The 20,491-nt window shown below is 70.4% G+C and carries 14 protein-coding genes; 7 read left to right on the plus strand and 7 right to left on the minus strand.

The annotated features are described in order from the left end of the window. Nucleotides 1-521: 521 nt before the first annotated feature. Entirely contained in the window at nucleotides 522-3,620 is a 3,099-nt protein-coding gene (locus ACSC1Q_RS08725; protein ID WP_436758138.1) for an AfsR/SARP family transcriptional regulator, read from the minus strand. A 364-nt stretch (nucleotides 3,621-3,984) separates the two neighbouring features. On the opposite strand from ACSC1Q_RS08725, the gene ACSC1Q_RS08730 reads away from it, so the two are divergent. Genes ACSC1Q_RS08730 through ACSC1Q_RS08740 form a run of 3 tightly spaced genes read left to right on the plus strand, consistent with a single transcriptional unit; the run spans nucleotide 3,985 to nucleotide 6,790 of the window. After that, the gene (locus ACSC1Q_RS08730; RefSeq protein WP_436758139.1) at nucleotides 3,985-5,061 is read left to right on the plus strand and encodes a hypothetical protein; all 1,077 of its coding nucleotides are present in this window, start codon (nucleotides 3,985-3,987) and stop codon (nucleotides 5,059-5,061) included. Nucleotides 5,062-5,084: 23 nt separating this feature from the next. Further along, nucleotides 5,085-5,825 (plus strand): hypothetical protein, encoded by a 741-nt coding sequence (locus ACSC1Q_RS08735; RefSeq protein ID WP_436758140.1) that lies wholly within the window; start codon nucleotides 5,085-5,087, stop codon nucleotides 5,823-5,825. Continuing rightward, nucleotides 5,822-6,790, plus strand: coding sequence for a carbohydrate kinase family protein (locus tag ACSC1Q_RS08740; RefSeq protein ID WP_436758141.1), 969 nt, complete (start codon nucleotides 5,822-5,824; stop codon nucleotides 6,788-6,790). The genes ACSC1Q_RS08735 and ACSC1Q_RS08740 overlap by 4 nt, the downstream gene beginning before the upstream one ends. Nucleotides 6,791-6,887: 97 nt before the next feature. On the opposite strand, the gene ACSC1Q_RS08745 is transcribed toward ACSC1Q_RS08740, so the two are convergent. After that, nucleotides 6,888-9,023 (minus strand): ATP-binding protein, encoded by a 2,136-nt coding sequence (locus ACSC1Q_RS08745; protein ID WP_436758142.1) that lies wholly within the window; start codon nucleotides 9,021-9,023, stop codon nucleotides 6,888-6,890. 648 nt (nucleotides 9,024-9,671) lie between these two features. Here ACSC1Q_RS08745 and ACSC1Q_RS08750 point away from each other — a divergent pair. Continuing rightward, on the plus strand, nucleotides 9,672-13,970 hold the full coding sequence (locus ACSC1Q_RS08750) for an nSTAND1 domain-containing NTPase (RefSeq protein WP_436758143.1): 4,299 nt from the start codon (nucleotides 9,672-9,674) through the stop codon (nucleotides 13,968-13,970). Between the two features lie 116 nt (nucleotides 13,971-14,086). Continuing rightward, nucleotides 14,087-15,031, plus strand: coding sequence for an adenosine deaminase family protein (locus tag ACSC1Q_RS08755; RefSeq protein WP_436758144.1), 945 nt, complete (start codon nucleotides 14,087-14,089; stop codon nucleotides 15,029-15,031). Between the two features lie 210 nt (nucleotides 15,032-15,241). Here the strand turns inward: ACSC1Q_RS08755 and ACSC1Q_RS08760 are convergent, their stop codons facing one another. The 5 genes from ACSC1Q_RS08760 to ACSC1Q_RS08780 form a co-directional block, all read right to left on the minus strand. Continuing rightward, a complete protein-coding gene (locus tag ACSC1Q_RS08760) occupies nucleotides 15,242-15,616 on the minus strand; it encodes a VOC family protein (RefSeq protein ID WP_436758145.1) in 375 nt (124 codons plus the stop codon). A gap of 77 nt (nucleotides 15,617-15,693) precedes the next feature. Then, entirely contained in the window at nucleotides 15,694-16,665 is a 972-nt protein-coding gene (locus ACSC1Q_RS08765; protein ID WP_436758146.1) for an NAD(P)-dependent alcohol dehydrogenase, read from the minus strand. Between the two features lie 10 nt (nucleotides 16,666-16,675). Beyond that, nucleotides 16,676-16,945, minus strand: a complete 270-nt coding sequence (locus ACSC1Q_RS08770; RefSeq protein WP_436758147.1) for a hypothetical protein — start codon at nucleotides 16,943-16,945, stop codon at nucleotides 16,676-16,678. Next, nucleotides 16,946-17,296, minus strand: coding sequence for an ArsR/SmtB family transcription factor (locus ACSC1Q_RS08775; RefSeq protein ID WP_436758148.1), 351 nt, complete (start codon nucleotides 17,294-17,296; stop codon nucleotides 16,946-16,948). It lies immediately after the preceding gene. A gap of 280 nt (nucleotides 17,297-17,576) precedes the next feature. Continuing rightward, entirely contained in the window at nucleotides 17,577-18,170 is a 594-nt protein-coding gene (locus tag ACSC1Q_RS08780; protein WP_436758149.1) for a helix-turn-helix domain-containing protein, read from the minus strand. Between the two features lie 59 nt (nucleotides 18,171-18,229). Here ACSC1Q_RS08780 and ACSC1Q_RS08785 point away from each other — a divergent pair, with 59 nt between their 5' ends. Together ACSC1Q_RS08785 and ACSC1Q_RS08790 are read left to right on the plus strand one after the other, a co-directional pair. Then, nucleotides 18,230-19,234 (plus strand): alpha/beta hydrolase family protein, encoded by a 1,005-nt coding sequence (locus tag ACSC1Q_RS08785; protein ID WP_436758150.1) that lies wholly within the window; start codon nucleotides 18,230-18,232, stop codon nucleotides 19,232-19,234. Nucleotides 19,235-19,506: 272 nt separating this feature from the next. Continuing rightward, nucleotides 19,507-20,421, plus strand: coding sequence for a CPBP family intramembrane glutamic endopeptidase (locus tag ACSC1Q_RS08790; protein WP_436758151.1), 915 nt, complete (start codon nucleotides 19,507-19,509; stop codon nucleotides 20,419-20,421). Nucleotides 20,422-20,491: the final 70 nt, after the last annotated feature.

The following is a 20,491-nucleotide window of genomic DNA, read 5'->3' on the forward strand; positions in this document are numbered from 1 at the left end:
GGGGCGAGGGCACGGGAGGCGGACGTCGGCCTCCCGTGCGGGGCCGTATGTGACGGCACCGGAGCCACGTGTCGGTCACGCCGTGACCGCGGGTGCGAGGCCGCCGAAGCCGAAAAAAGGAGGCGGCATGTGCCGCCTCCCGCTATTCTAGAAAATACTCAGGCACCGGTGCCCAGAAAAGTGCCCACCGGCAACTTCTCCACGATATAAATCATGAAAGCATTAACCGCAATAATCGTGCCGATGTAGGCGTGATGGAAACGCTTCATGCCGTCTTTCGCCTTTGCTTAAAGTTGAAAACGTCTTCGGTCTCAAATTTGGGTCAGGACGATATCTGCATTACGGGCTAGCTTAAATTGGCGATCATCCCACAGGACTCATGACCTCTCGTGGAGGATGTGGGAGTAAAGGCAACACATCAGCGAGAAGGGCGATGTGCCGATTTGGCCACGTTTGGGAGCCGTGGAAGATCATACAGCAGGATGGATCAACCCGCCGCCGCCTGGCGGGTCCCGCCTGTTCTACCTGGCAAGTCTCGTCCGGACGAGTTCCGCCTCCGCCACGCCGAGGGACTCGTAGAGGGCAAGTGCCCGCCGCCAGCACTCCTCTGCCCGCGTCTCTTCGCCGGTGTCGGCGAGCGCGGTGCCCATCTCGTCGAGCGTGCGGGCCTCCTGGTGGACGTCCCCGATGGCGTGTGCCACGGTAAGCGCTTTCCCGTAAAATGTCAGGGCGGCGTCGTGGTGATTCGCGCGATGATGGATTCCGCCAATACTGAGAAGAGCCTGGCTCTCCTCGCGTCGTTCTGAAATCTCGGTCGAGATGCGTAATGCTTTTTGGTGATGGACGAGCGCGTTCTCGTCCCTGCCCATGCGCGCGTAACAATTTCCGATGTTGTTGAGGGCGTCCACCTCGTGCCGCCGGTCGCCGATGTCACCGTAAATCCGCAGCGCCTGTCTGTAGCATTCGAGAGCGTCGGCATGCCGGTTCAGGGGCTGATATACGTTGGCGACGTTGTTGAGCCAGATGGCCTTGTTCTGCGGGCCCATGTCGGGGTAGACGGACTCGGCCTCCTCGTAGTGGCCCAGCGCGGCGGTGTAGCTGCCCAGCTTGCACTCGATCTCGCCGATGTTGTTCAACGCGACCTGCTGCCCGCGCCGGTCGTCGTCCTGCCGGTACAACCCGAGCGCCCCCAGCAGGTGCTCGGTGGCCTTCGGGTAGTCCCCCCGATACGAGTGGATGATCCCGATATGGGTGAGGCTGGCGGCCTGACCGTGGCGGTCGGCCACCGCCCTGCGCAGTCGCAGCGCCTGCTCGAAGCAGTCCAGGGCGACATCGAACTCGGCACGCTGCCAGTACACCAGGCCCCTGTTGTCGAGCAGGTCGGCGATGGCCCGCTCGTCGTCGAGGGCACGCTGGATCGTCAGCGCCTCGTCCGCCAGCCGGAGCGCCTCCTCATGGCGGCCGGTCTGCCGCCGTACCACGCTGAGGTCGGCCAGCGCGTACGCGGTCCCGGACCGGTTCCCCAGCTCGCGCCACGCCTCCACGGCGCGTGTGTGGAGCTCGGCCGCCTCCGCCCAGCGGGCCCACACGTCGAGATACCGGCCGAGGACGCGTGGAAGCAGGGCCGCGTGCCTTGTCCACCCGTGATCGGCGGCGTGGCGCGTGACGAGGAGCAGGTTGTCCACTTCGGCGTTCATCCAGGCGAGGGCCTGCTTCTCGGTGGCGATGCCGGGTCCGGGGCCCGGCGCGTCGAACACCTCGGCCGGGCCGCGGGTGCGGTGCGGGTAGAGCAGCCGGTCGGCGGTGTCGGCCATGCGAAGGTAGTGGTCGAGGACCCGGCGGAGCACCTCGGCTCGCGCGCTCTCCGGCTCTCGGTTCGAGAGCAAACGGGCGTACTCGTCGATGAGGTCGTGAAATCGGTACCTACCACGGGTCGGCTCCGCGATGATGTGATGGTCGAGGAGATCGTCGAGCAACCTCTCCGCCTCGGCCCGGTCCGATTCCAGCAGTGCCGCCGCGCAGTCCGCGGTGATGTCCGCCCCGGGGTGCAGTCCGAGCCGCCAGAACGCCCGCTGCTGCCATTCGTCCAGGCCGTTGAAGGAGAGCTCGAACGCCGCGATGATCCCGCGGTTCCCCGCCCGGATCTCGTTCAGCCGCCGGTCGTTCCTGCCGAGCAGGTCGGCGAGGTCGGCCACGCTCCACGCGGGCCGGTGCCGGAGCCGGCTGCCGGCCAGCTGGATCGCCAGGGGGAGATGGCCGCAGAGCCGTACGACCCGCGCGACGTCGTCCGCGTGGAGCGTGCGCCGCGGACCCACGACGCGGCCGAAGAGGGCGGCCCCCTCCTGCGGTGACAACACCTCCAGGGAGAGCGAGTGGACGTCGTCCAGCCCCACCAGCCGTCGACGGCCGGTGATCACCACAAGGCAGCCGGGTGCCCCCGGCAGGAGGGGGCCGACCTGATCGTGTCCGATGGCGTTGTCGAGGACCAGGAGCACCTTGCGGCGGGCGAGCGCGGTGCGCCACCTCGCCACCCGCTCGTCCAGGCCGCCGGGGACCGGGATGCCGAGGAGGCGCAGGAGACGTTCGAGGGCGGTCGCCGGGTCCATCGACGCGTGCTCGGCGTCGTAGCCCAGCAGGTCGAGATAGAGCACGCCGTCGGGGTAGTCGTCGGCGAGCCGGTGGGCCAGGTGCACGGCCAGCGCCGTCTTCCCGACCCCCGCCATCCCGTCGATCGCGAGAACGGTGACCGCGTCCTCCCGTACCCCCTCGTCGACCAGCCAGGTGATCTCGGGCGTCCTGCCGACGAAGGTGTGGACGTCGCGGGGAAGACTGGTCAGCGGCGTGTTTCCCGGGGCGCCGCGCCAGGGCTCGGGCAGCAGCGCCGGGTCGCCCTGGAGGATGCGCTGGTGCAGTGCCCGTAACCCCGGTCCCGGTTCGGCGCCGTGCTCTTTGAAGAGGCGCCTGTGCGTCTGACGGTAGGCGCCGAGGGCCTCCGCCTGCCGACCGGCGCGATAGAGCGCCAGCATGAGCAGCTCGACCAGTTTCTCGTCGAATCGAAATCGGTTGACCAGGTCGTACAGTTCCGGCACGAGCTCGGTGTTCGAGCCGTGAAGGAGTTCGAGTTCGACGCGTTCGACGGTACCGGCCAGAAGGTCGCCTTCGAGCTTTCGGCGGGTATTGACGACCCAGGAACCGGAGAGTCCTGACAGCGGCTCTCCCCGCCACAACCGGCCCGCTTCGCCATACAGCCGGAAAGCGCTGTCGACGTCGCCGTTTTCGGATATCGAACGGGCTTGCGAGCACAGCGCGCGGAAGTGATGGTAGTCGATGTTCTCCGGATCTGTTTCAAGGGAATACGTCCCCGAGCCACCTCTCAGCCGTACGTCCTCTCCGGCGCCGTGGAGGTGGCTCCTCAGCCGGGCGACATGACTGTACAGGCTGCCGCGGGCATTGGCCGGTGGATTTTCGTCCCACACCTTGCGGATGAGCGACTCGGTGGAAACCGGCTTGCCCGGCGTCATCAGAAGGACGGCCAAAACGTGACGTTCTTTGGCCCACCCCAGGTCACGGCGTTGACCATGAGACCAAAACTCGACTGGCCCGATAATACGGAATTCCATTCGATTCCCCTTCCCGGGGGAGCGGTCTTCCCGTCTGACGCATTTAACTGGCCAGAGTCAACTGAGCAGTAAGTGATTCGACCAGCCCTATGACCTATTTATCCTCAATCCCCTTGGCTGGCAACAGGATAGCCGCAAGGGTTTCCGCAAGTTTCGGTGGCAATTCTCTAGAGAGGGCGATGAACCTCGCCCGTCCGCCGGAACAGGTCAGGGGTGATACAGGCAAATGTCCGATCACGAATGGAGCAGGGTTCCTATCGGGCTCGACTCTCGCCGATGGGTGACGCGCAGGGACTGCAAAGTGGTGCTGGTGGTCGTCCACACCGTCACATCGGGACAGCGTCTGATGGACACCGTGCGTCTCGTGGAATCCGACCTGAGAATTCAGGTCGTGTTCACCATCGCCCCGGACGTCTTCAGCAACGGGGTCGCGGAGTTCGTCGGTGGCCTGGGGGCGGTGGTGCTGCCGTGGGAGCAGTCCAGGAACCAGCGGTTCGATCTCGCCATCGCCGCCAGCCTGGGCGCGCTCCACGAGATCCACGCGCCACTGATCGTCATTCCGCACGGTGCCGGTTTCAATAAGCTCGTGGCCGTACGAGATGGTGTGCGTGCCGTGGGCGATCGCGTGGCATACGGGCTCGATCCCCAGCGCCTGTTGCACGACGGGACCGTACTGCCCTCGGCGGTGGCGCTCTCCCACTCCTCCGAGCTGGGACGGCTGGCCCGGACCTGCCCGGAGGCGCTCCCCGTGGCCACCGTCGTCGGCGACCCGTCGTACGACAGGCTGGCCGCGAGCCTGCCGCACCGAGATCTGTACCGCCGCGCGCTGGCCGTCGAGCCGGACCAGAAGCTCGTCGTGGTCAGCTCGACCTGGGGATCGGCGTCGCTCTTCGGCCGGTGGCCCCGGCTGCTGCACCGCCTGGTCACCGAGCTGCCCCGGCAGGAGTACCGCGTCGTGCTGCTTCTGCACCCCAACATCTGGTTCGGGCACGGCATCTGGCAGGTGAGAGCCTGGTTCGCCGACTCCCTGCGGCGCGGCCTGAGCCTGGTGCCACCGGAGGCGAACTGGCACGCGGTCCTCGCGTCGGCCGACTGGATCATCGGAGACCACGGATCGGCGACCCTGTACGGGACGGTCACCGGGGCGCCGGTCGTACTGGCCGGCTTCCCCCGGGACGACGTCGACCCGGCGTCCGCCCTCGGCGGGCTCGCCACCGTCGCCCCCCGGCTCTCTCCTCGCGGCTCGCTGCGGGAGCAGCTGGTCAGGATCGCCGCGGAGGTGGAGCCCGGCCACTACCGGGCCGTCGCGGAAGGCATCACCTCCGCGCCGGGCCGTTTCGACCGGAACATGCGCCGGCTCATCTATCGGCTGCTGGACCTGCGGCAACCCGCGGCCATCCCGGTAACCGCACCGGCTCCGGCGCCCTTCCTCGTCAGGTAGACCACCCAGATCGGAGAATCGACGTGTTCGGCACACTCGTCTCAGTCCACCTCTTCCGGGTGGAACACGCGCTCAGGTTGCGCCGGATCCCGCCGCCACCCGCGGCCTCCGCCCCACCCGGACCCGCGGCTCCGTCCCGGAGCACCGTCCTGTCCCGGACCCCCGCCACGCGCGAAACCGCCGCGTCGCGGCGGAGTGACCCGGCGATCCTGGTCATTCCCCGCGAGGGCCCGCTCCGCGCCCCGCACCTCATGATCCTGTCTCCGGCGGGGCACCACCGCGGCCTGCCGCCCGGCAGGCGCGTCTTCGACGGCACGCACGTCGTCGCCACCCTCGACGACCCCGCGGACCGGACCTGGTGCGGGGTCGCCGACGTCCTCGTGAGCTCGGGGGCCTTGTGGAACGTTCCAGGGAACGGCGTCTCCGAACTCCTCGACCGGTATCCCGGTTGCGAGGTCGCGGTCGGCGGGCACGAGGCCGGAGGCGGCCTCCTGGCCGGGCTGCGCGACGGGCGGCTCGCCGCGATCACCGAGGTGGGAGGTCTTCGCGGCGGCCCCGCCCCCTCTCCCGGCGTCTACGGGTCGTTCCTGTACGGCTGGTGGACCGCCGGAATGCCGTTCGAGAGCCTGGCCACCGCCTCGGTGATCGTGGGCCGGTACGCCGGTTCCTCGGCGGCCCGGATCGGGACGCTCGAAGTGGCGGGCAGGACACAGGTCGGACCCGCCCGCCCCCGGGCGTACGACACCGGAGGGAGGTCCGCATGACCCGCGGGATCCTCGTGGCCGGTGCGGTCAGCTTCTACATGTCCGTGGGGGTGAGGGAGTTCCCGGTCGGGTACGCCCCCACGTCGTCGCCACGCTGGTCATGCGCCGGGGTGTCAGGGGCCGCGGGCCACATCGCGCGGACCCTGAGGACGCTCGGCGACGACGTGCGCCTGTGCACCGTGGTCGGCCGCGATCTCATCGGCGCGGGCATAACGACCGAGCTCGGCCGTGCGGGCCTGCTCGGACCCGGGATCGTCGAGAGCGCCGAATCGTCGTCGGGCGTGACACTCGTCACGCCCGACGGCCGTCGCATGGGTTTCCCGCATCTGGCGCCCGTCGACCGGATCGCGTACCCACCGGACCTCTTCGAGGCGCAGGCCCGTGGCGCGGACCTTCTTGTCCTGACGAACGCGAAGTTCGTCCGGGACCTGGTGCGGCCCGCGGCCCGGCTCGGCGTTCCCATCGCCGTGGACGTCCACCTCATCCACGATCTCGACGACGAGTACAACCGTCCGTGGCTGGAGGCCGCGCGGATCGTCTTCTGCAGCCACGAGCGCCTGCCCTGCCCGCCCGCGCGGTGGGTGGCGGAGATGTTCCGGCGCTACCCGCGCTGCCAGGTGGTGGGCGTCGGGCTCGGCGAGCGGGGGGCGGTGCTCGGGACGAGGGACGGGCTGCTCGTCAGGGCGGAGGCCGTGACGCCACGGGGGGTCGTGAACACCACCGGGGCCGGCGACGCCCTGTTCGCCACCTTCCTGCACGTCTGGCGGAACACCGGAGATCCGGTACGGGCCCTGCGGGCGGCGGTGGTGCACGCCGGCTGGAAGGTCGGGTCCCGTACCCCGGTGACGGCGTCACTGACCTGCGAGGAGCTGTCGAGGCTGGGAGCGGCGCGTTCGCCGCGTGTCGTGACCGGACGCTGGGACCCCCGCCCGCCGGCCGTCCGCCGGGACGCCGGGACGGCCTGACCGCCGGGACCGTCCCGGCACCCCGCCGGGACCGTCCCGGCCGTCGGTCACGATCCAGCTGTCGGGCACGACCCCGCTGCCGGGCACCACCCGGCCGTCAGTTTCCGCTCAGGCGGGACAGCCGGTCGTCCAGCCTCGCGCTCCTGGCTCCCCGCCGGACGAGGATCCGCCGCGCCTCCTCGTAGCGTTCACGAGCGTCGTCCCGGTGGCCGTTCTCCAGGGCGAGGTCTCCGAGTGCCTCCAGGGCCTGGGCCTCGCCGTCGTCCGAGCCGATCCGCCGCATCTCCTCCAGTGCCCGTTCCAGGAGATCGGCCGCCGCCGTGGGTCCTCCGGCCCGCGCGCGGCCGAGCAGGACGAGCACGCGTGCCTGGTTGTAGGGGTCGGGTTCCGGCGCGAGGAGCCGTCGCGCCTCCGTCAGGCATTCGACGGCCTCCGCCTGGCGATCCCTCACGGTCATCGCGTCGCCGAGGTCGCACAACGTCAGAGCCACCTTGCGTGACCTGCCCACCGCGCGGTAGCCGTCGAGTGCCTCCCCGAAGAGCGCGATGGCCTCGTCGACCCGCCCTCGGTCCTTCTCCACCAGGCCCAACCGGCGCAGGCTGCCGGCCACCCGCTGCCGGTTTCCCTCGCGACGCCAGATCTCCAACGCTCCCCGGAAGTCGTCGGCGGCCTCGTCCAGCCGGCCGAGGGCGCGCAGCGCCAGACCGGTCCGGTTCAGCATCTTGGCCTCGCCCGGGGAGTCCGAGCAGGCGCGCGCCGCCGCCAGGCCCAGCCTGTCGACCTCCAGCCGTTCCGCGTGATGACCGCGGTACAGGAACAGGGGCCAGATGCCGTCGACCAGCTGCCAGGCCACGTCGAACAGACCTCGCTCGGACGCGGCACGGACGGCGGCCCTGAGGTTGGCGAACTCGTCCTCCAGCCAGTCGAGCGCCTGCGCCGGGCCGGTGAAGACGACCGGCTCGGCGGGCTCGTGGATCACCGCCTCCCGGGAGACCCGGCGGTACGGCAGCACGACCTGGCTCGCGCTCCAGGCGGTGTACAGGAACCAGTCGAGCGCCCTTCGCGCGGTCTCCTCACGGGTCGCCGCGGGATCCAGCTGCTCGGCCAGCTCCCGGGCGTGCAGCCGGGTCAGGTCGTGGAAGCGATAGTGCCCGCCGGGCACGTCGTCGAGCAGGTTGGCGTCCGTCAGGACCTCCAGCAGGTGACGGACCTGGACAAGCGGAAGCCCCACCGTCGCGGCCACCGCCCGGCTGTCGAAGGTGGTGCCGGGGAAGAGCCCGAGCAGCCGGTAGACGCGTGCCGCCTCCTGCGGGGAGAGTCCTCTGTAGGAGAGCGTGAGAGCGGCCCGGATCGTCATGTCGTCCTCCACCGACAGCTCGCTGAGGCGCCGCCGCTCGTGGCTGAGGGCCTCCACCATTTCCGACAGCGGCCAGTGTGGCCTGGTGGCGAGCCGGGCGGCGGCCACGCACAGGGCGAGCGGTAGTCGCGCGCACAGTTCCACCAGCTCGCCGGCCGCCTCCGGCTCACCGTGCACCCGGTCGTCGCCGACGGTCCGTTCCAGCAGCGTCAGCGACGCGGCCGGACTGAGCCGGCCCAGCTGGACCCCCCTCGCCCCGCGCATCAGCAGCCCCGCGAGCCGCCACCGGCTGGTGACGATCGCGACGCTGTCCGCGGACGCCGGCAGCAGCGGGTTCACCTGGGCCGCCGACAGGGCGTCGTCCAGCACGACGACCAGGCGGCGCCCGCTCACCAGCGACTGGTAGAGCGCCGAACGTTCCGCCAGGTCACCGGGGATCCGTCCGGGCGCGACCCCGAAGGCACGGATGAACCGCCCCAGCACCTCCGCCGGTTGCACGGGGGCGTCCACGGCGTGCCCACGCAGGTCGGCGAAGAGCTGACCGTCCGGGAAGGCGCCACGCTCCCGGTGCGACCAGTGCAACGCCACCGTGGTCTTTCCGATGCCCGCCGGGCCGCTGACGACGGCCACCTTGGGCACCCCCGTCCCTCCCCGGCCGGAACACGCGGCGTCCAGCAGGGCGAGCGTCTCGGCACGATCGACCAGGATGCCGCCGGCCGGCAGCTGGGTCGGCCGCGGCAGGGGGGTGGACGCCTGGTGCAGGTGGATCCCGCCGTGGACGTCCCGGGCCTGGACCGCCGGCCCCAGCACGGTTCCGTTCAGCTCGTTGACATGATCTTCGGGTCGCTGGTTCCTGAAACTGGAGTCGGCACTCATCGCCCTGCTCGTGTCACGGGCGATAAACCGTGCCCGCGAATAATTGTTGACCGAATCGGTTGTTTCCATACATGAGAAAATGAACAACAGCTTCCATGCTCATGCCATCCGGCGTCTTCGTCAAGACAAAAAGGCGCTCTTCCGCTTGTTCTCATCCAGTAAATAAGACCATATGTGTGTCTTGAGTAGGAGATATATCTTTTTGTGATACTTGAAAAGATATGAGGCTTGAGTGATGGAAGTAGCCGTGTGAAAGCGTACGGCGTTTTCCGTGATAGTTCCCGGCGCTCCCACACGACCGATGCGCATCCTGTTGTCCGGGCCGACGTACTCCGTTGTTCCCGCAGTTCTTCGTGACCCACCCGGGCGCCGGCCCCGCGTTCATCGGACGCGCCTGAGGATCCAGACGGTCCCGGTCCGAACGTTCACGGTGGGCACCGCGTCCCGCAGCCGGTGCGAAGCCGGGGTGGCTCGGGTCGAGTGTCAAACCGGCCGGTATATGTGCGATATAGGCTCTGCTGGAACCCGCTTTAGTGCCTGTGTGACGGTCCGCGCGAGGCATGGGCTCCCACCACGACCGGACGTATCGACGCAGCAGGCGGCGGACCAGGATTCCTCGTTCCGAGGTCCGATGAGGGCGGGATCTGATTGGAATTTCACGTTCTGGGGCCGCTCAGCGTTTCCCGCGACGGCCAGTTGGTTCCTGTCAGTGGTGCACCCAAGCTTCAGCTCACCCTCGCCGCGCTGTTGTCCAAGGCCGGCCAGCCGGTGTCGATCGACTGGCTGATCGCCGCGGTCTGGGGTGACGAGCCGCCCGTGTCCGCGCGGCGCAACATCCACCTCTACGTCCACCAGCTGCGGCGGGCGTTCGGCGCCCACGTCCTGCCTGGACGGCCGGGCGGATACGCGATCATCACCGACTCGCTCGACGCCGCGCGTTTCCGCAGTCTCGCCGCGCAGGGGAGCGCGGCCCTGGCCGACGGAGACGTCGAACTGGCCCGTGACCGGCTGCGCGGGGCGCTGAACCTGTGGCGGGGACCGGCGTTCGCGGAGTTCGGCGACCACGCGCTCATCGCCGAGGAGGCCCGGCGGCTGGAGGAGGCGCGGCTCATCGCCCACGAGCGGCTGGCGGAGACCGAGCTCGGTCTGGGACGGCACGTCGAGCTCGCCGCCGAGCTGGCCGATCTCACCCGGCAGCATCCGTACCGGGAGAGCCTGCGCGCTCATCACATGCTCGCGCTGTACCGGTCCGGCCGTCAGGTCGAGGCGCTGGAGGTCTTCCGCCGGACCCGCGACCTGCTGAACGCGCAGCTCGGCATCGAACCCGGCCCCGTGCTCCAACGTCTGCACGAGGCGATGCTCCGCGGTGACGAGGATCTCCTCCCCGCCCCGGATCCGCCGTCGCGGACGCCCGCCGCGCCGGGGGCGACGGAGGAGTGGGCCGAGGGCGACTGCCCGTACCGGGGGCTGGTGGCGTTCCAGCCGGAGGACGAGGAGTGGTTCTTCGGCCGCTCCCCGCTGGTCGACCGGCTCCGCGAGCTGGTCGACCGGCTTCCGGTGGTCGGCGTGTTCGGGGCGTCGGGAAGCGGGAAGTCGTCCCTCCTGCGCGCCGGCCTGCTGGGGACGGGCTCCGGCGAGCACGGTACGGCGGAGTCGCGGCTGGGCCTGATCATGACGCCGGGCGAACACCCGCTGGACGCGTTGGCCGAACTGGTGGCGAAGGTGTCCGGCGACGACCCCGAGACGCTCCGCGACGAACTGTCCGGCGATCCCGGCGCCCTGAACGCCGCCCTGGACACAGCCCTGGACACAGCCCTGGACAGGGCTCTGGACACGGCCCCGCGCGACGGGCGGGAGACCCGCCTGCTGCTGGTGGTGGACCAGTTCGAGGAGATCTTCACCCTGTGCGCCGACGACGGGGAGCGACGCCGGTTCGTCGAGGTCCTGCTGGGCATGGCACTCGGCGCGGACCGCCGCGCCGTCGTCGTGCTCGGCATACGAGCCGACTTCCTCGCCCACCTGACCCAGCATCCCGGCCTGGTCGAGGCCCTGGGCGGTGAGGCCCAGCTGCTCGTGGGGCCGGTCTCACCGGCGGACCTTCAGGAGATCGTCGTCCGGCCCGCCGCCCGGGCGGGGCTCACCGTGGAACCCGACCTGCTGGCCACGGTCCTGGCCGACGCCGCCGAGGAGCCGGGCAACCTGCCGCTGGTCTCGCACGCGCTGCTGGAGACCTGGCGGAACCGCACCGGCCGGAATCTCACGCTGTCGGCCTACCAGGCGGCCGGCGGCGTACGCGGGGCCATCGCGCAGAGCGCGGAACGAGCCTACGACGAGCTCGCCCGCGCGGAACAGCAGGCCGCACGCAGGATCTTCGTGAGACTGACCGCGCTGGGAGACGGCACGGAGGACACCAGGCGGCCCATCTCCCGGGCGGAGCTCGTCGGCCTGGCCGACCCCGAGGTCACCTCCGGCGTGCTGGACCGGCTCGCCGCCGCACGGCTGGTCGTGCTCGCGGAGGAGACGGTGGACGTGGCGCACGAGGCGCTGATCCGGGCCTGGCCCCGGCTGCACCGCTGGCTCACCGACGACCGCGAGAACCTGTTCGTCCATCGGCGGCTCACCGACGCCGCGCAGACGTGGCGGGAACTGGAGCGCGACTCCGGAGCCCTGTACCGGGGCGTCCAGCTTCTCGCCGCCCGGACCTGGGCGGAGGATCACCCGCAGGAGCTGAACGACGTCGAAAGCGCCTTCCTGCGGGCCAGCCGTGTGCTGGAGGAGAGCGAGCGCGACGCGACGAGACGCCGCACCCGGCTCCTGCAACGCCTCCTGGCCGGGATGGCCGCGCTCTTCCTGCTCGCCCTGCTCGGCGGAGGCGTGGCCGTACGGCAGGGGCGGGAGGCCGGCCACCAGCAGGTGGTCGCCCTGTCGCGGCAGCTGTCGCTGAAGGCCGGGTCTCTCCTGGACACGGATCCGGATCTGGCCGGCCTGCTGGCGATCGCCGCGTTCCGTCTCAATCCGGAGACCGAGACGCGGGGCGGCCTGCTGAGCGTGTCGGCCGCGGCGCGCCGCCGCGTCGAGTTCAACACCGAAGGACCGGCGATCTTCGGGGTGGCGTTCAGCCCGGACGGCTCTCGGCTGGCCTCGGCCGGCACCGACGGAACGGTCAGCCTCTGGGACCCGCGCACCCGCACCCGCGTCGAGACCTTCTCCGAGCACGCGGAACTCGCGGGGACGGGACCCGTCTACGCGAGGGTTGCGGCCTTCAGCCGCGATGGCGGGCTGCTCGCCTCCACCGCGAGGGAGCCCTCCATCGCGGCGAGCAAGGGCTCGATCGTCGTGCGGGACCTGGGCTCCGGCCGGCCGGTGTTCCAGCGGCGACGGGAGCTGCTCACCGACGCGATGGTGCTGAGCCCCGACGGGACGAAGGTCGCCGTCGGAGCCGGCAAGGGCGCGATCGAGGTGTGGGACCTGCCCGGCGGGAACAGGCGCACGCTGAAAGGACACCGGGAGGAGGTCGTGGCTCTCGCGTTCAGCCCCGATCGGCGATTTCTCGTGTCCGCCACGGACGGGGCGGAGAAACCGCTCGTGTGGGACGTCGCCTCCGGGACCAAGGTCGCCGCGCTTCCCGCCGAACGCGTCCACAGGCTGAGCTTCGATCCCGCCGGCGGCACCCTCGCCACGGGCTCGTTGCGGCACGGGGTGCGGTTCTGGCGAATCGCTCACGACGGTGTGACCGCCCTGCCCGCGCTGCCCAGGCAGTCGCCGTACGTCTGGGAGATGTCCGCTCCCGTCGCCGGCCGGATCGCCGTCGCCGACGAGAACGGCCTGGTCACCGTCTGGGACACCGTGCGACGTCAGCCCATCGAGACCTACCAGGACAGAAGCCGCGCCGAAGCGCTTTCCCTCGCCTTCAGCGCCAACGGCTCGATGCTCGCCTCGGCCGGCTTCGGCCGAACCATCATGATCCGCGAGCACGCCATTCCTCCGTTCAGCGGACACAGCCGGGCCGTGAACGACATCGAGATCAGCCCGGACGGCCGTGTCATCGCGTCGGCGAGCAGCGACCGCACCGTCCGGCTGTGGGACGCGCGCGGAAACCCGATCGCCACGCTCGGCGACCATCCCGACGACGTCCGGGCCGTCGCCTTCAGCCCGGACGGCCACCGGCTCGCGACCATCACCCGCGGCCACACGATCACCGTCTGGGACGTCGGCAGCGGGCGGAGGCTCACCACGATCACGTACAAGGGAGTGGGCGCCTCCACCGACGTCGGCTTCGATCCACAGGGGCGCTTTCTCGTCGGGGCCGCGCTCGGCCGGTTCCGCTGGAACCTCCACGATCCGGGGAGCTCCGTCGAGCCGTTCCCGGGCATTCCCTACATCGCCTCGGCACTGGCGTTCAGCCCCCGCGATCCACTGCTCGCCACCACCAGTCCCGCCGGAGACCTCATCGTCTGGGACCTGGCCCAGGACCGGCAGGTCCTCGCCTTCAGGACGCGCCAGAGCTCGGTGCTCGACGTCGCCTACAGCCCGGACGGCGAACTGATCGCCACGGCCGGGGCCGACCGGACCCTCAAACTGTGGGACGCGCGGACCGGGAAGCCGCGTGCCACGCTCACCGGCCACACGGCCCCGATCCAGGTCCTCGCCTTCAGCCGGGACGGCCGCGCGCTCGCGTCCGCGGGTGACGATCGCACGATCACCGTCTGGGACCTCCCGTCCAGGAGTCCGACGGCCACGCTCACCGGCCACACGGCCCCGATCAAGGGCCTGGCCTTCACCGCCGACGGGGACCTGATCTCCGGAGGGGACGACAGCAGGATCATCCGCTGGTCGCTCCGGCCCGAGCCGCTCGTGGGGAAGCTCTGCCGGGAGATCGGCCGCGACCTCACCCGCGAGGAGTGGGCCACCCATCTCCCCTCCGTGGACTACCGGTCCACGTGTTGAGGGGCCGGTGGTCCGGGTCGGGGGTTCTCACCTCGGCTCCCCGTTCCGTCTTCCGCGCCCGCGCCGATGTCGAGACCACTTCTGCTCTGTTCAGAGCTCGATTTAGAGTGGGAGAGGTGAGGGATCTTCGTCTGCTGCCCAAGGCTCATCTGCACGTCCATCTGGAGAGCACCGTACGGCCGCGGACCGTGCGCGAGTGGGGAGGGCCACCCGAGCCGGAGGGGCCGTTCGCCGGCTTCCGGGAGTTCGCCGACCAACGGGCCCGGGTACGGGCGTTGCTGGACACGCCCGAGCGCTTCCGGAGGGTGGCGCTGGAGTTCTGCCAGGACGAGGCGGCCCAGGGCACCCGGTACGCCGAGGTGACCTTCACCGCCGCGTCCCACGGCGAGCGCGTGGGAGCGATGGAGATGCCGCTGGAGGCGGTGCTGGACGGGCTGGCCGAGGGCAGGCGTCACGGGATCGAGTGCCGGGTGCTGCTCGACCATTCACGCCGCCGGCCGGTGGAGCGGCTGTGGCGGACGCTCAAGCTGGCCGGCCGGTACGACGAGGTGATCGGTATCGGGCTGGCGGGCGACGAGAGCCACCCGCTGGCGCCGTTCGCCGAGGTGCTGGACGCGGCCAGGGACACCGGGCTGCGCCTGGTGCACCACGCGGGCGAGGCGGCCGGGCCGACCAGCGTCCGCGAGGCCCTTGAGGTGGGCCACGCCGAGCGGCTCGGGCACGGCATCCGGGTGCTGGACGATCCGGCGCTGGTGGCCGAGGTGCGCGAGCGCGGCATCCCGCTGGAGGTGTGCCCCACCTCCAACGTCCTGCTCGGGCTCGTTCCCACGTTCGCCGAGCACCCGCTGCCGCGCCTGCGCGCGGCCGGGCTGGTCGTCACGGTCAACACCGACGGGGAGACGGCGTTGGCCGACGAGTACGCCCGGCTGCGCGAGGTCCTCGGCCTCACCGACGCCGACCTGGCCGGGCTGGCCGTGGCCGGGGCCGAGGCGTCCTTCGCCCCGCTCGCGGTGAAGGAGCGGATCAAGGCGGGGGCGGCCGCCTGGCTCGGCCGTCCGTAGCGGTCACGGACCGTCAGAGCCACCCCCGCCCACCTCGCTGGTCGTCCGCGGCTCCACCGGGTAGACCTGACCCGCGGCCGCTCGTCCTGGGACCGCCTGTCCCGCGGTCGCTCGTCCTGGGGTCGTCGGCCGCCGCCGAAGCTCGTGCCGTGACGCGCACGCGCGGGACGGAGGCTTTCGAGGAGACGGATCCGTACCGGGGTGAGCGAGCTACGCCTCGGCCCAGACGCCGAGTTCGTTCCCGCTCGGGTCGGTGAAGTGGAAGCGGCGCCCGCCGGGGAACTCGTACGGCCCGTTCACCACCCGGCCGCCCGCGTCGGTCACCGCCCGCACGGACCGGTCCAGGTCGGTGGAGTAGAGCAGCACGAACGGGCCGCCCGCCCGTACCTCCTGGTCCGTGCGGAGGCCACCCACCTCGGGCGCGGTTCCGCCCTGCGGGTTCTGGATGCCGGCGTACTCGGGCCCGTAGTCGGTGAACCGCCAGCCGAACGCCTCGCCGTAGAAGCGCTTGGCCCGATCGAGGTCGGTGACGGTGAGTTCGACGTAGTCGATGGCGTGGTGCCGATGCGCGGCGGGATGAGTCATGCGCCGCATTATCCCGCCGCCGTCTCGCGAAACCGTGACCACGGCCCCGGGGGAGAGCCGGAAGGCGGCTCCCGGTCTCACGGAACGGTGATGACGATCTTCGCCCGTGCGTGCTCCTCGCCGAAGTACCGAATCGCCTCGGGGACCTCGCTCAGCGGGTAGGTCCTGTCGATCGCCGGGGTGATCCGCCCGGCCTCGATCATCTCCTTGAGGTCGGCGAGGTTCTTCCGGCTTCGCTTCGCCGTGTACGGGCGCAGGTTCTGCCGCACGAACGGCGACAGCGCCAGCGCCCCCACGAGCCGGCCCACCGGCCCGAACCAGCGGTCGCCCTTCGAGCTGGACAGCACGAGGGTCCCCCCGGGGTTCAGCACGCGCCTGCAGTCGGACAGCGAGTGACTGCCCGCCAGGTCGAAAACGAGGTCGTAGCGCCGGTCGCCCCTGGTGAAGTCCTCCCGGGTGTAGTCGACGACATGGTCGGCGCCGATCGAGCGGACCAGCTCCGCGTTCCTCGCACTGCACACACCGGTCACCTCCGCCCCGAACGCCCTGGCGATCTGTACGGCGAAGGTGCCCACCCCTCCCGACGCCCCGTTGATCAGGACCTTCTGCCCCCGCGCCATCCCGCCACGGTCGCGGAGCCCCTGCAGCGCGGTGTTCGCCGCCCAGGGTACGGCCGCAGCCTGCTCGAAGGTCAGGTTGACCGGCTTCGGGCACAACAGGTCCTCGGGGACGCGGGCGTACTCGGCGAAACCCCCGGCGGCGACCTCGGCGTAGACCTCGTCGCCCGGCCGGAGTCGCGTCACGTTCTTACCGACGGCCTCGACCTCCCCGGCGATGTCCCGGCCCAGGACCTTCTGTCTCGGCACGCGCAGCCCGAACACCAGGCGGCCCAGATACGGCAGGCCCGTCATGGTGACCAGGTCGCCGTGGGTCACCGATGCCGCGCGAACGCGTACCAGAACCTCGTCGTCGCCGGGCACCGGTTTGTCGGCCTCACCGAGCCGCAGGACGTCGGCGGAGCCGTACCTCTCATAGATGATCGCCTTCATCGTGTCCTCCTCATTCGACTGTCCGCAGGATCTGCTCGATCGAGGCCGCGCGCGACCGCAGTTCGGAGAGGTCGTTCGACATCCGCTTCTGGGTGTCCAGGGTGTTCTCGGAGAGCTGCTCGTAGCGGCGTACGAGCCGGTGCAGGTCCTCCTGGACGGCGGCGGACATCTTCAGCTTGCGGGACTCCAGGACCGTCGCCGCGGTGCCGATGATCAGGATCAGGGCGAGCAGCGACAGGCCCAGGATCAGGACCGTGCCCGGCCAGGTCGTCGTGTCCATTCAGGACTGCTCCTTGGGTGCGGGACCCTTCTCCGGGTCCGATCGGGTGAGGGTCCTGACCGACTCGGCCAGGGTCGAGGCGGTCAGGCTCAGGTGGAAGTCCGTGACCTCGTAGTACTTCATGGCCTTGCCGTCCTCCGAGAGTTCGAGACTGCCGACGATCAGCCCGGCCGCCTCCAGCCGCTGCAGGTGCATGTGCAGGAGAGGCCGGCTGATCCCGATGTCGCGGGCCAGGCGGCTCACGTAGTCACGCCCATCGGCGAGCTTCGCGACGATGCGCAGCCGTAGCGGGTTGGCCAGCGCCGCGAGCATCACGACCAGTTCGTCACCGGTCGGCGCGGGCCCTGTCATGAGGCTCCTTCATGTGTAAGAATTTTCTTACAGGTGAAACATAGCTCATACGCGATGGATCTGGCCAGGGCCGTTCGACCACGGGCTCCGGCTTCTGCCCGGAGCCGTTCGGGACGTCGACGTCCGCGCCGAAGGTGGTGGGGCCGGTTGGATTCCCGTCCGTCCCCACCGCGTGAGGATCGAACGCCGTCGAGACGCGTCGCCGGGGCGGCACGGTTCGCGGTCCGCGGTTCGGCCACCGGCCCTGGAGCGGCTCGATCAGCTCAACCGCTTGATCGGTTCAACCGGCTTGATCGGCCGCTCGTTCGGTGCCGGCGTCCGGCCCGGGTTTCGTCGCCGGTTCCTTCCCGGGCCTGTCCGGTACGACGACGAGGCTGACGACGCGACGGGTGCGGCCGTCGCCCTCGGCGTGGCTGATCCGGGAGAGGACCGCGCGCTCGATCTCCTCGACCATGGTGGCGAACTCATCCTCGGTCAGACATACCGCCGCCTGCCGGTAGACCACGCCGTCCGAGATGGGATCGATGTCCTCGTGGGCGAGGTAGCGGCCGAAATCCGCCATCAACGACGCCGCGAACGTGGTGAACGCCCGTTGGTGGTCCTCACGCGTCATCGCCGCCCGCGCCTCGGGGTCGACCGCCGCCTGCTCCGGGCGCACCCGGTAACTGCGCTCCACCGTGCCGCGCACCCGTTTCTCGTCCACCACCTCCAGCACGCCCGCGTCGGTCAACACGGCGATGTGCCGGTACATCGTCGCCGGTGCGATGTCGGGGAGGCGGTCGCGCAGCTGCGCGGTGGTCATCGGATCGGTGTCGAACAGCGTTTGCAGGATGCGTATCCGGACGGGGTGCAGGAGAAGATCCGCGGTTGACATGAACCTATGTTCTCATATGAGATAATGTTCTCAAAGTTGATAACGATGAAAGGCGGGACATGCGCGACGTCGACATGACGGTGACCGCGGACGACGGACTGTCCCTGGTCGGCACGCTGACCCTGCCCGCGGGCCCCGGCCCGCACCCGGCCGTCCTGCTGCTGCACGGATCCGGGCGGCTGGACCGCGACTCCAACACCGGACGGCTCCGCATGGAGCTCGGGCCGCCGATGGCCGCCGCGCTCGCGAAGGACGGGATCGCCACCCTGCGCTATGACCGGCGCGGCGTCGGCGCCACCTCCGGCGACTGGCGCGCGACCGGATTCGCCGACAACCGGCACGACGCCGCCGCCGCGTTACGCGCCCTCGCCGGGCGGCCCGACATCCGGGCGGACGCCATCGGCGTGGTCGGGCACAGCGAGGGCGCCGTCCACGCCATGTCCCTCGGCACGCGCCCGGGGGTCGGCGCGGTGGTGCTGCTGGCCGGGTTCGCCCGCCCGGGTGAGGACGCCCTGCGCCGGCAGGCCGGGATGATCGCCCGCGACCTCCCCGCGCCGGTGCGGCCGCTGCTGCCGGTCCTGCGAGCCCTGGCCGCCCGGCACCTGGCTCAGATCAGGACGACTCAAGCGGACGTGGTGCGCCTCGCCGGGATGCCGGTGAACGCCCGGTGGATGCGGGAGATGCTCGCCCACGACCCGCGCCCGGACCTGGCGAACATCCAGGTCCCCGTCCTGGCGATCACCGGGGACAAGGACGTCCAGGTCGACCCGGCGGACCTGGACGAGATCCGCAGGCTGGTGCCCGGTGAGGTCGAGGTCCACCGGATCCCCGACCTCACCCACCTGCTGCGCCGGCCGGTCGACGCCGGCCTGCTCACGCGGGTGGCCGGCTGGCTCGCCCACCGGCTTCGGGAAACGTCCCGGGAGAACCGCGAGGGCCGGGAGGGCCGGGAGAACCGCGTGGACCGGGAGGGCCGGGAGAACCGCGTGGACCGGGAGAGTCCGTCCGCCCCGCGGCGCGAATCTCCGGGCGGGACGGGGGATTCCCTGGTCAACAGCCCCTAACCCGGTCACTTCAATCGTTCCGGTCACTACGGCCGTGTCGGTCACTTCAACCGTGTCGGTCACTACGGCCGCGCCGGCCGCTACGGCCGGTCAGGTGTTGTGGGCGTCACGTCCGGCCGGCACACCCGCTTCCCGTCGCCCTCGGGCTCGCTGACGGCCGCATCGTCCCGCGCCGGCCGCCGAGAACGCTCGATCGCGGCTTCCGCTTCCGCTCCTCCCCCGCAGCAGGGATCGAGAAATTCCTCCCTGTGATACCCGTGAAAGGGAAAAGCATGACCATCGCACCCCCCGTCCGCAGGCAGAACGGCCTCGCCCTTTTCTGGATCGTCACGTTCGCGACGAGCTGGGCCTTCTGGTTCACCGCGATCGCACTCGGTGGATCGGCGATGAGTTTCCCCACCGTCATCCCCCACCTGCTCGCCGGTTTCGGCCCGATGATCGGCGCGATCGTGATCCGGGCGCGCCGTGCCCGCCGCCGTCAGCCCGTCCCCGCTCACACGGTGAGATTCCGGCTGAGCACGCGGCTGTTCTGGGTGCCGCCCCTGCTGGTACTGGCGTCGGCGACCGTGGTGGGAGCCGCGCTGCTCGCGTACCTCCTGGGTGGTCCCGCGGTGAGCTTGACGGCGGGGCGGGACCTGGTCGCGACCGTCGGCGGGCCCGTGCCGTTCCTCATCAGCATGCTGATCGCGGGCCCGTTGTCCGAGGAGCCCGGTTGGCGCGGCACGGCGTACCCGCGCCTGCGCGCGTCGTTGAGCCGCTTCCGGACCGGCCTGCTGCTGGGCGTCGTCTGGGCGGTTTGGCATCTGCCGCTGTTCTTCGTCCCCGGGACCGTCCAGGCCGGATTCGGCCTGTTCAGCTGGAGCGGGCTGCTGTTCACGATCAGCGTCGTCCCGATGGCGCTCTTGACCGGCTACGCCTACGAGCGTGCCGGGGTCGCGGCGTCGATCGCGGTTCACTTCGGCGTCAACGCGACGATGGCGCTGCTGAGCGTCAGCTCGCCCGTGACGATGGCGTCCATCGTGGCGATGCAGGTCGTTGTCGCGATCGCGCTGCTCGCTGGCAGCGTGGTCGCGACAACGACCTGCCGGTCGACGAGGACTCCCGGCCGCACCGGGTCGGAACCGACGAGTCGTACCAGACCGGCCGTACCCGCGGTTGAAGGTGCATCCCTGACCGTTACGGTCTAGATCATGAAAAGGGTGCCGGAGGCGCGGAGGTCGACTTCGAAGTCTGGTTCGATCGGAGTCGAAGGACACC

It is taken from the genome of Streptosporangium heterodermiicola (assembly GCF_051390675.1).
GTDB lineage: Bacteria > Actinomycetota > Actinomycetes > Streptosporangiales > Streptosporangiaceae > Streptosporangium.

Bases quoted from the DNA above. Each gene is read 5' to 3' on its own strand.
- ACSC1Q_RS08725 (WP_436758138.1), bottom strand. From the start codon at position 3,620: ATGGAATTCCGTATTATCGGGCCAGTCGAGTTTTGGTCTCATGGTCAA.
- ACSC1Q_RS08740 (WP_436758141.1), top strand. From the start codon at position 5,822: ATGACCCGCGGGATCCTCGTGGCCGGTGCGGTCAGCTTCTACATGTCC.
- ACSC1Q_RS08745 (WP_436758142.1), bottom strand. From the start codon at position 9,023: ATGAGTGCCGACTCCAGTTTCAGGAACCAGCGACCCGAAGATCATGTC.
- ACSC1Q_RS08760 (WP_436758145.1), bottom strand. From the start codon at position 15,616: ATGACTCATCCCGCCGCGCATCGGCACCACGCCATCGACTACGTCGAA.
- ACSC1Q_RS08765 (WP_436758146.1), bottom strand. From the start codon at position 16,665: ATGAAGGCGATCATCTATGAGAGGTACGGCTCCGCCGACGTCCTGCGG.
- ACSC1Q_RS08770 (WP_436758147.1), bottom strand. From the start codon at position 16,945: ATGGACACGACGACCTGGCCGGGCACGGTCCTGATCCTGGGCCTGTCG.
- ACSC1Q_RS08775 (WP_436758148.1), bottom strand. From the start codon at position 17,296: ATGACAGGGCCCGCGCCGACCGGTGACGAACTGGTCGTGATGCTCGCG.
- ACSC1Q_RS08780 (WP_436758149.1), bottom strand. From the start codon at position 18,170: ATGTCAACCGCGGATCTTCTCCTGCACCCCGTCCGGATACGCATCCTG.
- ACSC1Q_RS08785 (WP_436758150.1), top strand. From the start codon at position 18,230: ATGCGCGACGTCGACATGACGGTGACCGCGGACGACGGACTGTCCCTG.
- ACSC1Q_RS08790 (WP_436758151.1), top strand. From the start codon at position 19,507: ATGACCATCGCACCCCCCGTCCGCAGGCAGAACGGCCTCGCCCTTTTC.